At 69.5% G+C, this 13,400-nt stretch carries 13 protein-coding genes; all 13 read right to left on the bottom strand.

Translation table 11 applies throughout. The annotated features are described in order from the left end of the window. Nucleotides 1-16 precede the first annotated feature (16 nt). On the bottom strand, nucleotides 17-928 hold the full coding sequence (locus AB0N68_RS07190) for a dihydrodipicolinate synthase family protein (protein ID WP_280564499.1): 912 nt from the start codon (nucleotides 926-928) through the stop codon (nucleotides 17-19). Continuing rightward, the gene (locus AB0N68_RS07185) at nucleotides 922-1,749 is read right to left on the bottom strand and encodes an SDR family oxidoreductase (protein WP_187662633.1); all 828 of its coding nucleotides are present in this window, start codon (nucleotides 1,747-1,749) and stop codon (nucleotides 922-924) included. The genes AB0N68_RS07190 and AB0N68_RS07185 overlap by 7 nt, the downstream gene beginning before the upstream one ends. 14 nt (nucleotides 1,750-1,763) lie before the next feature. Further along, on the bottom strand, nucleotides 1,764-2,849 hold the full coding sequence (locus AB0N68_RS07180) for a mandelate racemase/muconate lactonizing enzyme family protein (RefSeq protein WP_259953794.1): 1,086 nt from the start codon (nucleotides 2,847-2,849) through the stop codon (nucleotides 1,764-1,766). Between the two features lie 42 nt (nucleotides 2,850-2,891). Continuing rightward, nucleotides 2,892-3,746: a carbohydrate ABC transporter permease gene (locus tag AB0N68_RS07175; RefSeq protein ID WP_187662635.1), complete on the bottom strand. Its 855-nt coding sequence runs from the start codon at nucleotides 3,744-3,746 to the stop codon at nucleotides 2,892-2,894. Next, nucleotides 3,743-4,696 carry a carbohydrate ABC transporter permease gene (locus AB0N68_RS07170; RefSeq protein ID WP_280564493.1) on the bottom strand — a complete coding sequence of 318 codons (954 nt, stop codon included), beginning with the start codon at nucleotides 4,694-4,696 and terminating at the stop codon, nucleotides 3,743-3,745. Before AB0N68_RS07170 ends, AB0N68_RS07175 begins: the two co-directional genes overlap by 4 nt. An 8-nt stretch (nucleotides 4,697-4,704) precedes the next feature. Next, nucleotides 4,705-5,952, bottom strand: a complete 1,248-nt coding sequence (locus AB0N68_RS07165) for an ABC transporter substrate-binding protein (RefSeq protein WP_187662637.1) — start codon at nucleotides 5,950-5,952, stop codon at nucleotides 4,705-4,707. Between the two features lie 87 nt (nucleotides 5,953-6,039). Next, nucleotides 6,040-6,756, bottom strand: a complete 717-nt coding sequence (locus AB0N68_RS07160; RefSeq protein WP_187662638.1) for a FadR/GntR family transcriptional regulator — start codon at nucleotides 6,754-6,756, stop codon at nucleotides 6,040-6,042. A gap of 182 nt (nucleotides 6,757-6,938) precedes the next feature. Then, a complete protein-coding gene (locus tag AB0N68_RS07155) occupies nucleotides 6,939-7,808 on the bottom strand; it encodes a dihydrodipicolinate synthase family protein (protein ID WP_280564492.1) in 870 nt (289 codons plus the stop codon). Continuing rightward, nucleotides 7,805-9,475: a tripartite tricarboxylate transporter permease gene (locus tag AB0N68_RS07150; RefSeq protein WP_280564491.1), complete on the bottom strand. Its 1,671-nt coding sequence runs from the start codon at nucleotides 9,473-9,475 to the stop codon at nucleotides 7,805-7,807. The genes AB0N68_RS07155 and AB0N68_RS07150 overlap by 4 nt, the downstream gene beginning before the upstream one ends. After that, a complete protein-coding gene (locus AB0N68_RS07145; RefSeq protein ID WP_259953788.1) occupies nucleotides 9,472-10,011 on the bottom strand; it encodes a tripartite tricarboxylate transporter TctB family protein in 540 nt (179 codons plus the stop codon). The genes AB0N68_RS07150 and AB0N68_RS07145 overlap by 4 nt, the downstream gene beginning before the upstream one ends. A 59-nt stretch (nucleotides 10,012-10,070) precedes the next feature. Continuing rightward, nucleotides 10,071-11,030, bottom strand: coding sequence for a tripartite tricarboxylate transporter substrate binding protein (locus AB0N68_RS07140; protein ID WP_292797988.1), 960 nt, complete (start codon nucleotides 11,028-11,030; stop codon nucleotides 10,071-10,073). Between the two features lie 93 nt (nucleotides 11,031-11,123). After that, nucleotides 11,124-11,909, bottom strand: a complete 786-nt coding sequence (locus tag AB0N68_RS07135) for a class I SAM-dependent methyltransferase (protein ID WP_259955107.1) — start codon at nucleotides 11,907-11,909, stop codon at nucleotides 11,124-11,126. A gap of 100 nt (nucleotides 11,910-12,009) precedes the next feature. Next, a complete protein-coding gene (locus AB0N68_RS07130; protein ID WP_292797992.1) occupies nucleotides 12,010-13,374 on the bottom strand; it encodes an extracellular solute-binding protein in 1,365 nt (454 codons plus the stop codon). Between the last annotated feature and the right edge of the window lie 26 nt (nucleotides 13,375-13,400).

Below are 13,400 nucleotides of genomic sequence, written 5' to 3'. Positions count from 1 at the left end.
TAACCGGTTTCAGCCCTCAGACCTCCGCGAGGAATCGATCGAGAGTCACCCCGAGAGCATCCAGCCGGGCCCGAGCCGCGTCCGAGAGCGGTCGGAACGGACGACGGCAGTCGCCCAGTGCTCCGGCGCCACCCGCGCTGCGACCGGAGAGGTACTTCGCCGCAGGGAAGACGTCGATCGCGACCAGCTCGGCGATGACATGGTTGATCCGGCTCTGCACCCGCTGCGCTCCGGCCAGGTCGCCGACGTCGAGGAGGCGACGCGCCGCCTGGAAGAGCTCGACCTGCAGCCCGACGGTCGTGCCGATGGTCCCGCGGGCGCCGGCGGCGACCGCCGGCACGAACACCTCGTCGAAGCCGTTGATGTAGGCCTTGTCGGGGAAGGCCGTCTTCATGCGCTCCAGGGCGTACATGTTGTGCGCGGTCTGCTTGAGTCCGATCACCCGATCGTCGTCCAGGAGCTCGCCGGCTGTCTCGACCGTGAACTCCGTCCCGGTGAACTGCGGGATGTTGTAGACGATGAGCGGGAGATCCACGGCGTCCAGCACCGCGCGGTAATGGTCGAGGACGGCCTCGATGCCGAACGAGTAGTAGATCGGCGGGATCATCGAGAGTGCGGATGCGCCGGCCTGCTGAGCCCGTCGCGCGAGCTCGATCGCCTCCCTCGTGGACAGCGCGCCGACGTGGGCGACGACGGGTATCCGCCCTTCCGCGGCGCTCACCGCGGTCTCCACCACCGCGGTCCGCTCGTCCGCCGACAGGAGGAGGCCCTCCCCCGACGACCCGCAGCAGTAGATCCCCTCGACCCCGCGCGCCACGTAGTCCCCGATGAGCGTCGAGAGCAGCCCGGTGTCGACCGCCCCCTCCGCGTCGTAGGGGGTGGCGATCGCCGCCATCAGCACCCCGAGGTCCGCCGCGGTGGTCACCATGCCGTCCACCCCCCGTCCACGACGAGGTTGGCTCCGGTCATGTAGCGCGAGGCATCGGAGAGCAGGAAGACCGCGGCACCGTTGAAGTCGGTCGCCTCCGCCATCCGCCCGATCGGGATGCGCGCCGTGTAGTTCTGCCGGAAGGTCGCGTCCTGCGTGTCTCGGCCGACGCCGGACGGAGTGAGGGTGTTGACCCGGATCCCCTGCCGCCCCCAGTACGTCGCGCAGTAGCGCGTGAGGTTGTAGAGCCCCGACTTCGCCGCCGAGTACGCCACCGGCTTCACGAACGGCACCCCGGTCTGTTCCTCCTTGTAGGCGTAGATGTCCTGCACCGGGGACACCATCCCGTAGATCGAGCCGACGTTGATGATCGAGCCCGGCTTTCCGACGGCGCGCATCCGGGCACCGGCCGCCTGCGTCACGAGGAAGGTGCCGACGAGGTTCACGTCGACCACCTCCCGGAACACGTCGAGGGGGAAGTCCTCGAACGGGCCGGAGACCTCGGGCGGCGCGCTCGGCTGGGTGTCCAGTCCCGCGTTGTTGATCACGCCGTCCGGCGCCGCACCCCACGCATCGACGATCGCATCGAGGCCGGCCTCGACGCTGTCCTTCGAGACGATGTCCACGGAGACGCCGAGGAGGCGCGGGCTGTCGGCGATCTCGGGGAACGTCTCCTGCAGGCGCGCGGCGTCGACGGTGCGCGATGCCACGGCCACCCGGGCACCGCGCCCGTGCAGCTCGCGGACGAAGGCCGAGCCGATCTGGCCGAGGCCGCCGGTGACGAGGATGATGCGGTCGGTGAGGTCGAAGATGTCCGTCATGTCGTTCGTCTCCCTCAGCTCACCGCGTGCCGTGCGAGGTTCTCGCGGTCGTACTCCAGGCCGTTGCCCGGCGCTCCGGTCGGGACGAAGAACCCGTTCTGCGGCCGCTGCGGCACGATGACGCCGAGGTCGGTGAGCGTACCGCCGTCCGTCATCTCGCCGAACAGGGCGTTGGGCACCGCGCAGAGCACGTTGGCCGTGAGCTCCATCACGAAGTGCGGCGTCATGGGGGCGTTGTACGCCCGGCCCAGGGCGGCGATGTCCATGTAGGGCGTGATGCCGCCGACACGACCGACGTCGGCCTGGATGAAGTCGCACGCGTCGGCGAGGAGGTACTGGTTGAACTGCTGGAGCGTGTAGACGTTCTCGCCCAGGCCGATCGGGATCGGAGAGCGCGCCCGGAGGCGGGCGTGCGAGGCGACGTCGTCCACGCGCAGCGGCTCCTCGACCCAGTACAGGTTGAGGTCGCGGAACCGGGTGACCGCCCGGACCGCCTCTCCGTAGGTCCATCCCTGGTTGGCGTCGACCATGAGCGGGTACTCGCCGACGGCCTCGCGGATCTTGGTGAGCCGGTAGACGTCCTCCTCGAGGTCCGGCTTGCCGACCTTGACCTTCCCGGCGGCGTACCCGTCGGACTTCCACTCCTTGACCTGCTCGACGACCTCCTCGGCGGACAGGTTGAGGTTGATGCCGCTACCGTACAGCGCGACCCGGTCGCGCACCTGCCCGAGGAGCTTCGCGAGCGGCTGCTGGTAGTGCAGCCCCAGCAGATCCCACAGCGCCACGTCGATCGCGGCGAGCGCGAGCGTGGTGGTCCCGCCGGGGCCGTTGTCGCGGAGATGCTGCCAGGAGTGCTGCCAGACGGCTCGCGGATTGACCTCACGGCCGATGAGCGTGGGGATGAGCTCGCGCAGCGCCGCCATCATCATCTGGCCGCCGACGCCGGAGGTGTGGCTGAACCCGGTGCCGACCAGGCCGGTGTCGGTGGTGATGTCGGCGAGGATGATCTCGATGTGGGTCACCCGATGGATCTGGTCCCCCCACGGACCCTTGGGGAGGGGGATGCGGGAGAGCTGGAGGTCGATCGATTCGATTTTCATGCGTGGTCCTTCCGGGACGACGAGGAGGGGTCGGAGGGGGCGTCAGCCCTTGACGGCGCCGGCGGCGAGTCCGGCGACGAGGCGCTTCTGCACGAGGAGGAAGCCGACGACGACGGGGAGCACCGAGAGCACGCCGCCCGCGGTGAGCAGATCCCACCGGATCTGGTACTCGCCGATGAACAGGTGCAGGCCGACCGGCAGGGTGCGGGTCGCCGTCTGCGAGGTGAACGTGAGGGCGTAGAGGAACTCGTTCCAGGTGAGGATGAACGCGTAGGTTCCCGCCGCCACCATCCCCGGCCGCAGCAGGGGCAGCAGCAGGATGCGGATGATCTGCCAGGACGAGGCCCCGTCGATCTGGCCGGCCTCCTCGATCTCGCGCGGGATCGAGTCCGCGAAGCCCTTGAGCAGCCAGGTGGCGAACGGCGTGGCGAACGCGGCGTGGACCAGTGCGAGACCCAGCGTCGTGTCCATCAGCCCCATCCCGCGGAGCTGCCCCTGCAGCGAGATCACGAGCAGCACGGCGGGGAACATCTGTGCGAGCAGCAGCCCGATCATGACGGCCCCGCGGCCGCGGAAGTCGAACCGCGACATCGCGATGGCGGCGCCGGTGGAGACGACGAGGGTCACCGGGACGGCGATCGCGGCGACGGTGAGGCTGTTCCGCAGATAGGTCAGGAACGGCGTGGTCGACAGCAGCTCGGCGTAGGAGGCGGTCGTGAACTCCGAGGGAATGAGGTTCGCTCCAGCGCCGGCGAGCTGATCCCGGGGCGTGAGCGACGTCAGCAGCATGACGATGTACGGCCCGAGCACCATCGCGAGGACGCCGAGGAGGGCGATCGCGAAGCCGGTCCTTCCCGCGAAGCGGCCGAAGCGGACGGGGACGGTCGTCGTACTCATCGCGTGGTGTCCTTCCGGGTGAGGCGCACGTAGAGCGCGATGAAGACGGCGAGGAACAGGGCCTGGATGACGGCGTACGCCGCGCCGGCACCGAAGTCGCTGGCCTTGTATGTCGTCAGATACGACTCGAGCGCCAGCGTCGTCGAGGACGTGCCCGGCCCGCCGCCGGTGAGGATGAAGATGAGGTCGACGTAGTTCGAGGTCCAGATCAGGCGCAGGAGCGTCGTGATGAGGATCGTCGGGAGGATGGCGGGCAGCACGACGTGACGGAACACGCCGACCGGCCCGCATCCGTCGATCTGCGCGGACTCCTTGAGCTCGCCGGACACGCTCTGCAGCGCCGCGAGGATCATGATCGCGAAGAGCGGGATGCCCTGCCAGACGTCGATCATCACGAGGGTCGGCAGCGCGGTGCTGTTCTGCGACAGGAACTCGATCGGGGCGTCGATGACCCCGGCGTTCAGCAGCCACTGATTGAGGACGCCGTTGTTCGGATCGAGGATCCACTTCCACATCAGCGCGACCAGGACGCTGGGCGTCGCCCACGGGATCATGATCAGCCCGCGGTACACGCCCCGCAGCGGGAAGCGGTTGTTCAGCATGAGCGCGAGCGACAGCCCGCCGATCAGCTGGAGGGAGACGGCGCCGAACGTCCAGATGGCCGTGCGGCCGAGCGTGGGCAGGAACTCCGCCGTGCCGATGACACTGGCGAAGTTCTGGAACCCGACGAACTCGAGCACGCCGGTGAAGACGCTCACGTCGTTGAACGAGAACCAGATCGAGCGGACGAGCGGATACCCGGCGAAGACCGCGACCAGCGCGATCGCCGGCGCGAGCAGGACGAGCGGGGCGACCGACCCGCGGCGAGCGCGCCGCCGGGGCCGGGTCACCGGCCGGCGCGGGGCCGGCCGGCCGGTGACGACCGCTTCCGTGAGAGTGGAGCTTGCCATGTCGGTCCTCAGCGCAGCACGTCAGACATCTTCGTCAGCACGTCCTGGCTGCTGATCTCACCCTGGAACGCCTGCTGGATGAGCGGGTTCCACTCCTTGGCGGCGAGCTCCGCCACCCCCTCCAGCGCCGGCCAGGTCTTGGCGGTGGGGATCGCGTCGACCGCGACCGCGAGCTGCGGGTCGGACGAGTACGCCTCGGTGTCGATCACCGACTCGAGCACGGGCAGCTGGCCCTGCGGCGAGGCGGAGATCTTCTCCATCTGCGCCTCCTCGCTCAGCCAGGAGATCCAGGTCCACGCGGCGTCCTTCTTGTCGGAGCCCTCGAGGATGACGTTGCCGCTCATGCTGCCGAGTGTCGCGCCCGGCTTCCCGTCCTCCGTGGGGATCGGGACGACGCCGAGCTTGTCGCCGAAGACGCCCTGCAGCTCCTTCAGGGAACCCGGGTGGTGGATCATCATGCCGGTGAGACCCTCGACGAAGTTCGTCTTGACGTCGGCGAAGGCGGCCGTGATCGATCCGGGGGGCGCGGCCTGCAGGTCGGTGACGATGCTGAGGTAGTCCTCGTTCACCGCGACGCCCTTCGCGTCGTCCAGGACGACCTCGCCGGAGTCGTCGACGACCGACGCGCCGCCGGCGTACATCCATGCGAGCCACTGGTCCTGTCCGCCCGCACCGCCGCGGACGTCGATGCCGTACCGGCCGTCGCCGGTGAGGGCCGCCGCCGCGTCGAGGAGGTCCTGCTGGGTGCGCGGCGCCTCGAGCCCGAGCTCCTCGAAGTAGTCCACGCGGTAGTAGAGGTAGAGCGTCGTGTACTGGTGCGGCAGCATGTAGACGGCGTCCTCGCCGGGCAGCTGCCCCGTCGCCCAGAGCGAGTCGACGACGTCGTCCGAGGCGTCCCAGCCGTCGACGTACGGGGTGAGGTCGGCGATGGCGCCCTGCGGCGCGAACTGCCCGAGCCACCAGTCCTTGCTGCGGGCGGCGTCCGGTCCGGTGCCGTTCATCGCAGAGGACACGAGCTGGTTCTGGTACTGGTCGAGGGGGATCGTCTCCAGCACGACCTCCACCTCGTCCTGCGCGTCGTTGAACTCGTCCGCGAGCTCCGTCCAGGTGGGGTCGGTCGCGTCGTCCTGCCAGAGCCAGTAGGTGATCTCGACGGGACCGTCGCCCTCGCCCGTCGGGGCGCCTCCGGCGCAGCCGGCGGTGAGGGCGACCACGCCGAGGACGGCCAATCCGGGGAGGAATCGGGTGGATCTCATGATGCGTACTCCTTCGTCGATCAGATGAGGGTTGTGCGAAATCGATTTCAAAACGGGTGCGGCAGAACGCGCCGGTGCGGGGAGGGGTCAGACCGGCAGCGCGGCCGTGGTGCCGAAGTCGATGTCCGGGTAGCGGTTGCGGACGCCGTAGAAGTGGGCGTCGAGCTCGTGGACGGCTCGGCGGGTGTCGCCGGCCTCGATCGCGTCGATGATGCGACCGTGCATCGCGGCGATGGCGGGGTCCTCCTCCACGGGCTCCTCCCGTCGCGCGGCCGCGAAGACGACCCAGAAGGATTGCAGGAACTGGTCCACGAACGCATTGCGCATCGGCGCGAGCAGCCCGCGGTGGAACTGCTGGTCGAGCTCCGCGAAGCTCTCGTTGCGCAGGGCTCGCTCCACCATCTCCTCCGAGAGCAGACGCAGGCGGGTCAGGTCGCTCGGCTGCAGGCGCGGGATGACCAGGGGAAGCAGCGAAGTCTCCAGCGCGTGACGCACTTCCAGGAGCTCGCGGGTGGCGGCCTCCGGGTCGTCGACGAAGCCGATCCAGCGGGTGGCGAGATCGGCGGCACGGAACCCGCGCCACACGCGGCGCGCGCCCTGCCGAGAGGCCACGATGCCGAACGCTTCGAGCACGCTGAGGGCCTCGCGGATGCGCTGCCGTCCCACCTCCAGCACGGCGCCGAGTTCGGCCTCGGTGGGCAGCGGGTCGCCGATCTCCAGCCCGGAGCGCTGCAGGTGCTGAGCCAGACGTCGAGCGAGCGCGTCTGACAAGTCGGACCCGGTGATCTCGATCTTGTCTGACATGTCCCGTTCGCTCCTTCGCGACATCGGCGGAATTTCCGTTCCTGAGCCTAGACACATTCCCTGCGTGTCGTCAAGTAGGCTCCTGCCTGCGCTCACTTGTCGGACAAGTAAAAGCGAGTCCATGCAGAAATGCCGCGACCCGAAGGCCGCGGCATCCCGCCCGTGTAGGTCCCGGAGTCGTGTCAGCGGTGCGTGGCCACCACCTGTGCGACGGCGGCCCGCTCGTCGGCGGAGGGTTCGGCGATCGCCATGCGGCAATGAGTGTCCACGACGTCGAGCACGCGGTACGCCTCCTTCATGCGCGCCATGTCGCCGCCGATGAGCGCGACGACGTCGTCGACGGCTGCCTGTGCCGCCGCGATGGCCTCGGCATCTCCGGAGCGCCCGGCATCGGCGAGGGCGCGGAAGGGCTTCGGCGTCACGGAGGAGACGCCCGAGACGACACCCTGCGCCCCCGCCTCGACGGCCGCGATGAGGTCACGGTCGGCGCCGGTGTAGAGCTCGAAGCCCGTCGGCACGGCCGCACGATAGGCCGCGATGTCGTCGAGCGACAGCTCGCTCACCTTCGCTCCCACCACGTTCGGAAGCGCGGCGATGCGCACGAGCAGCTCCGGCGAGACCGGGTTCCCGCTACGCGCGGGGTAGATGTAGACGTACAGGCGCCCGTCGCCCACCGCCGCCGAGACGGCACGGTAGTAGTCGAGGATCGCATCGTCCGTGGCACGCAGGTAATAGGGGGTGAGGGCCGCGAACTCCGTGGCCCCGAGCTCCTTCGCGATGCCGACCAGACGCACGGCCTCGAACGTGCTCGGCTGCCCGACGTGCACGATGACGCGCATCCGGCCGGCCAGCTCCTCCAGCGCGGCGGCCACGAGCGCCCGGAACTCGTCCGCGTCCACCGCGGGGAACTCGCCCGTGGTGCCGAGGATGAAGGCGCCCTCGTTCCCCGAGTCGGCCACGAATCGGAAGATCGCGCGCGACCCCTCGAGGTCGAGGGTCCCGTCGCGGTGGAACGCGGTCGGGACGGCGGTCAGGATGTCGTAGCGGGTCACTTCTCGGTCTCCTCGGGGGTCGTGCTCTGGCGGTTCTTGCGGTCGGCGCGTCCCCGGCGCGCACCGGCGTGGACGTTGCGGACGGTGGAGGTGAGCAGGTCGGGCTGCGCCGCGAGCTCGTCGTGCGCCTTCTCGATCTGCACGATGCTGTCGGTGTGGAGGATCGAGTCCTCCAACGAGGCCCGCTCGGCGCGGGGCGTGCGGGCGGCACGGATCGCCGGCATGACGATCGACAGCACCGCGAGCGCGAGCAGCACGAGGGCGATCGGGCTGACGACCTCGAAGAACGGCCGCGTCGGCAGGATCGCCAGCGTGCGGGCGAGGTTCTCCTCGGCGAGCGGACCGAGCAGCAGGCCGAGCACCACGGGTCCTGCCGGGACCTGCATGCGCTTGAGCAGCACGCCGATCACCCCGAAGACGAGCATCGTGACGACCGTCGACAGGCTGTTCGAGGTGGCGTAGGTGCCGATGATGCAGAAGATGAGGATGCCGCTCCACAGGTACGGCTGCGGCACGTCGAGCAGCTTGACCATGCCCTTCATCCGCACGAGGCTCAGCGCGAGCGACAGGAGGGTCGCGACGAGCATGATGCCGACGATCGAGACGACGAGGTCGGGGCGGTTGGTGAACAGCGTGGGCCCGGGGGTGATGCCCCAGATGATCATCGAGCCGATCATGACCGCCATCACGGAGTCGCCGGGGATGCCGAGCGCCATCGTGGTGGTGAGCGAGCCGCCGAGCGTGGCGCTGGAGGCGGTGTCGGACGCGGCGACGCCCTCGATCGACCCCTTTCCGAACATCTCCGGGTGCTTCGACGCCTTCCGCGCCCGCTCCCAGCCGATGAGCCCGGCGATGTCGCCGCCGGCCGCGGGGATGAGGCCGACGCCGAGGCCGACCGCCCCGCCGACCGCGGTGGCCCGTCCGCTCTGCTTCAGCTCGGCGCGGTTCGGCCACCACCGGCCGAGGCTCGAGATCGGTCGGACGTGCGACTTCCGGTGCGTGAGGAGCTGATCGAACAGCTCGGCGATGCCGAAGAGACCGATGATGACGGCGATGAAGTTCACGCCCTCGACGAGTTCCAGCACGCCGAACGTGAAGCGCTGGTCGGCGGTGGCCGCGTAGGTGCCGACGCTGCCGAGCATCAGCCCGAAGAGACCGGCCAGGATGCCCTTGAGCATCGACTTCGACGAGATGCCGATCATGATCGCGATGCCGAAGACGACGAGCGCGAACAGCTCGGGCGACTTGAAGTAGTCCCGGGCGAAGCTGGCGATCGGCACGGCGGCGACCGAGAAGAGCACGAGCGAGGCGAGGATGCCGACGGCCGACACGATCGCGGAGATCGTCAGCGCCAGACCGGCCCTGCCCTGCTTCGCCATGGGATAGCCGTCGAGGGTGGTGGCGATGGAGGCGGGTGTCCCCGGGGTGTTGATGAGGATGGACGGCACCCGGTCGCCGAAGTTCGCCGCGACGTAGATCGTCAGGAGCACCGCGAGGCCCTGCACGGGCTCCAGGGTCATGGTGAAGCCGGCGGCGAGTGCGACGGCCATGGTCGCGGTGATGCCGGGGAAGGCGCCGACCATGAAGCCGAGCACGAGGCCGACTGCCATGTACAGCAGGATCGAGATGTCGAGGAGCGAGTTCAGCCCCTCCAGGAGCGCGTTCACAGGGGGATCCTCAGGAGCATGCCGAAGACGACGTAGACGAATGCCGTGACGGCGGCGGAGTAGATGACGAGGCTCAGCCAGCGGCGGTGGCCGTAGAGGAGCATCAGTGCGGCCATGAGCAGGGCACAGGCGATCGGGAAGACCTCGATCCGGTAGCCGAAGAGGATGACCGAGCCGAGGGACCACAGCGCGATGAAGGCGCCGGCGATCGCGATCGTCGCGATCACCCGGAGGACGCCGCCCGGCTGGATGCGCTCGAGATCCTCACGCGTGGGTGCCGGTCGCGTGATCGCCACGGCGAGCAGGGCGATCGCGATCACGACGCCGGTCACGCCGATGACGAGCGGCCAGAAGCGGGCGTCGATCTGTCCGGGGGCGGCCTCGCGGCGCAGCGGGATCTGCGTGGCGAGGAAGAGGTAGCCGGCGGTGATCGCGAGGGCGACGGCGGCGAACGCGATCTCGAGGGGACGGGAGGCGGTCGCTCCCTCGTAGCCGCCCGGCGCGACCGGCTCGGCCGCGGTGTCGGGGCTGGTCATGGTGCTCCTTCGTCGGAGGACCCGGTGGGGTCGGCGCGTGCCGACCCCACCGGAGGTGTTCAGCCCAGGAGGTCCTGGAACAGGGCGAACTGGTCGTCGACGAACCCGGTCCACTCCTCGGAGTCGCGGTAGACCACGAGGTTGCCGGCGTCGGCCTGGAACTTCTGGTAGCTCTCGGACTCCACGGCCTCCTTGACGGCGGCTTCGAGGGCGTCGTGCACGTCGTCCGGCAGTCCGGCCGGTGCGTAGATGCCGCCCCAGCCGCCGAAGACGACCTCTTCGCCGATGGCCTCCTCGACCGTCTCGACATCCTCCGCGTCGGGGTGACGCTCGTCGTTCATGACCGCGAGGATGCGGACGGCCTCGCCCTGCGCGAGCGCCTCGCCGAGTCCGGAGACGGCGGCGACGGTCTCACCGGACGCGGCGGCCGCGACCGCCGTGGCGCCGCCGTCGTAGGGGACGGGGGTGAAGTCGGCGTCGGTCGCCTGGCCGAGGCCGAGGGTGGCGGCCTCCCAGATCGAGCCGGCACCGGAGTTCGCGACCGTGACCGCGCCGGACTTCGCCTGCGTCACGAGGTCGTCGAGGGTCTCGATGCCGCTGTTGGCACCCACCGTGATGACGCCGGGAGCGAGCATGATCTGGCCGAGCAGGTCGAAGTCGTCGGGCAGCACGTCGGCGCTCTGGGTCGTGTTGAGCATCGCGATCTCGACGGGCGCGAAGCCGATGACGTAGCCGTCCGGATCCTGCGAGCCGACGTACTCCATCGCGAGCGCTCCCGCGGCACCGGGCATGTTCTCCGGGATCACGCTGACACCGAGGATCTTCTCGAGCTCGGTGGCGAGCGCGCGGGACGACAGGTCGGAGCCGCCGCCGGGATTGGCCTGGATGATCAGCCGGATGTCGTCCTCGGGATAGGTCGAGGCGGCCCCCTCGCTCTCGTCGACCTTCGTGCAGGCCGACAGCACCAGAGCGGTGGCGGCGAGGGCGGCGAAGGCAGCGGCCGCCCGAGTGATGCGCATGCGGGGCATCTTTGCTCCTCTACGTGGGTCGACCGTGTTGTCGACACCGCGAGGCTACCAGTGTTGACTGTTAACAGTCAACACTGCAGAGCGTCACCGCACCCGGCTCACGACCAGGAGGTGCGGGCTGAGCTCCCGGATTCCGGGAACGGTGCTCCCGGCTCGCGCCAGCAGGAGAGCCGCCTGTGTGAGCGCCGTCTCCTCCGCAGGCATCTCCTCCAGCAGCAGCCCGCCGGGCCCTTCGACGCCATGGACCTCCACAACGTCGAGTCCGGCGGCGGCGGCCTCCTCGGCGAGCGAATCCGCCGTGTGGAAGTGCCCGGCAGGGAAGCGACCTCGCGAGGAGGGCGCCCCGTGCTCCAGCAGTGCGCCGTGTTCATCGTCGAGGTGGAGGTCGGTCACGCCCAGCGCGAGCTGACCGAATCCGACGAATCGCGAGAGGCCTGCCGCGAACACCCAGCCGCCGGATCGCACCACCCGTGCGGCCTCGCCGAGCGCCTGGAGGCGGTCCGCGCGATCCGCCAGGTGGTACAGCGGACCGAGGAGAAGAGCGGCATCGAAGCTGTCCGCGGTGAACGGCAACGAGCGCGCGTCCCCTACACGAGCATCCACGCCCCGCTGCGCCGCGCTGTGGACGTGCCCGCGCACCGGGTCGACGAGGATGACCTGATGGCCACGGTCCAGGAGCGACCGCGCATGGACGCCCGCCCCGCCTCCGACATCGATGACGCGACCCTCGGGGAGGTGCGCGGCGATCAGCTCCTGGATGCGCTGGTGCTCCAGAGGTCCTTGCGCCGAGCGGGTCGTCAACCGCGCCGATTCGTCGAACTGGTCCTCGTAGTAGTCGCGGATCCGCTCATCGAGCTCACGCTGGTCCATGGTCGACCTCCGATCGGTAGGCCTCCATCATCCACGCCGACCCGATCGGTCGACGAGCGCCAGGCGAACATGGCCGCCTGGCGCTCTGCCCCTCCGGGGTCTAGCCGGCCGTGGCGTTCTCGTACGCCCGCATCGCCGCCTCCTGCGCCTCCTTCAGCGCGTCCTCGGGAGACTTGTCCCCGAGGAGCGCTGCGGTGATGGCGTTGTTGAGTTCGTTCTGGATCTCCTGGCCCGCGGGCGAGGAACCGAAGGACTGTCCGTAGTCCACCACGTCGTAGTAGGTCGAGATGACCTGGTCGAAGCCGGCGTTGCCGCTGTCCGTCACGAAGGTCTCACGGATCGACTGATCGGCGGACGGCGATCCGGTGAAGAGCCCGGTGTTGATACCGCCGTCGGTCTTCAGCGTCTCGGCACGGGCCTCGCCCGCCGCGTTCCAGGCGTCGTCCGAGGTGAGGTTCACCATCCAGGCGCACGCCGCCGCGGGGTTCTCCGCGCCGGCCGGGATCACGAACGCGGTGCCGGACGCGACCGAGAACGGCTCCCCGTCGGCATTCCGGAACGGCACAGCCTCGAGGTCGATCTGGTCGGCGTAGGGGCTGAGCACGTTCGGATACCACTGCGCGTTCACCTGCGCGCCGACCTGCTGGGCGACGAACTGGTTCTGGTCGCCGAAGGCGTCGAACGAGTCGGTGAAGCTCTTGACGGCCGCGAAGCCGCCCTGCGCGTCTGTGATCTGCTTGAGCATCTCGATGCCGGCCACGTTGCTGGGGTCGTCCAAGGTCGGCGCCCCCTTCTCATCGTTGAGCTGGCCGCCCATGCCGAGGATCCACAGCCCGGCCTGACCGGTCGCCACGGGGTCGAACCCGAGCCGCGTCGGCACGCCGCCGGACTCCTGGTACATCTTCTCGATCGCGCCGAGCAGCACGTCGGGCTGCGAGGTGTCGATCTCGTCCGCCGTCACCCCCGCCTCGTCGAGCACGGCCTTGTTCAGCAGGATCGCCGGCGGCTGGTAGAACTGCGGCACCGCCCACACGGCATCGTCGTAGGTGACGTCGTCGACGACGAAGGGGTACCAGTGGTCCCGCGGCGAGACGTCCTGGGCGGCGAAGCACTCGTCGAGCGGCATGATGAGGTCCTGCGCGGCATACGTGGTCACGTACCGGCGGTCCATCTGCACGACGTCGGGCACGTCGCCGCTCGCGATCCGCGTGGTGAACTTCTGCGCGTCGAAGGCCGTCGCGTCGAGGTCGACCTCGACGTCCTTCAACTGCTCGGCGGCGTAGTCCATGCGCGAGGTGCCGACGTCGTCGGCGTTCTCGAAGCCCCACGCCTTGAGCGTGCCGCTCGGCTCCGCGCCGAAGTCGGCGTCGGCCGCCTGGTCGTCTCCCCCTCCCCCGCCGCACCCGGCGAGGACGAGGACGGATGCCGCGGCGACCGCGGTGATTCCCAGCATGCGTGTGCGCATGACTGCTCCTTTCGATCTGTGGTTCG

The sequence above is a fragment of the Microbacterium meiriae genome (assembly GCF_040685015.1).
In the GTDB taxonomy this organism is placed as follows: Bacteria; Actinomycetota; Actinomycetes; order Actinomycetales; family Microbacteriaceae; genus Microbacterium; species Microbacterium meiriae.
This window is presented reverse-complemented; position numbering and strand designations above follow the sequence as displayed.

Bases quoted from the DNA above. Each gene is read 5' to 3' on its own strand.
- AB0N68_RS07190 (WP_280564499.1), bottom strand. From the start codon at position 928: ATGGTGACCACCGCGGCGGACCTCGGGGTGCTGATGGCGGCGATCGCC.
- AB0N68_RS07185 (WP_187662633.1), bottom strand. From the start codon at position 1,749: ATGACGGACATCTTCGACCTCACCGACCGCATCATCCTCGTCACCGGC.
- AB0N68_RS07180 (WP_259953794.1), bottom strand. From the start codon at position 2,849: ATGAAAATCGAATCGATCGACCTCCAGCTCTCCCGCATCCCCCTCCCC.
- AB0N68_RS07175 (WP_187662635.1), bottom strand. From the start codon at position 3,746: ATGAGTACGACGACCGTCCCCGTCCGCTTCGGCCGCTTCGCGGGAAGG.
- AB0N68_RS07170 (WP_280564493.1), bottom strand. From the start codon at position 4,696: ATGGCAAGCTCCACTCTCACGGAAGCGGTCGTCACCGGCCGGCCGGCC.
- AB0N68_RS07165 (WP_187662637.1), bottom strand. From the start codon at position 5,952: ATGAGATCCACCCGATTCCTCCCCGGATTGGCCGTCCTCGGCGTGGTC.
- AB0N68_RS07160 (WP_187662638.1), bottom strand. From the start codon at position 6,756: ATGTCAGACAAGATCGAGATCACCGGGTCCGACTTGTCAGACGCGCTC.
- AB0N68_RS07145 (WP_259953788.1), bottom strand. From the start codon at position 10,011: ATGACCAGCCCCGACACCGCGGCCGAGCCGGTCGCGCCGGGCGGCTAC.
- AB0N68_RS07140 (WP_292797988.1), bottom strand. From the start codon at position 11,030: ATGCGCATCACTCGGGCGGCCGCTGCCTTCGCCGCCCTCGCCGCCACC.
- AB0N68_RS07135 (WP_259955107.1), bottom strand. From the start codon at position 11,909: ATGGACCAGCGTGAGCTCGATGAGCGGATCCGCGACTACTACGAGGAC.
- AB0N68_RS07130 (WP_292797992.1), bottom strand. From the start codon at position 13,374: ATGCGCACACGCATGCTGGGAATCACCGCGGTCGCCGCGGCATCCGTC.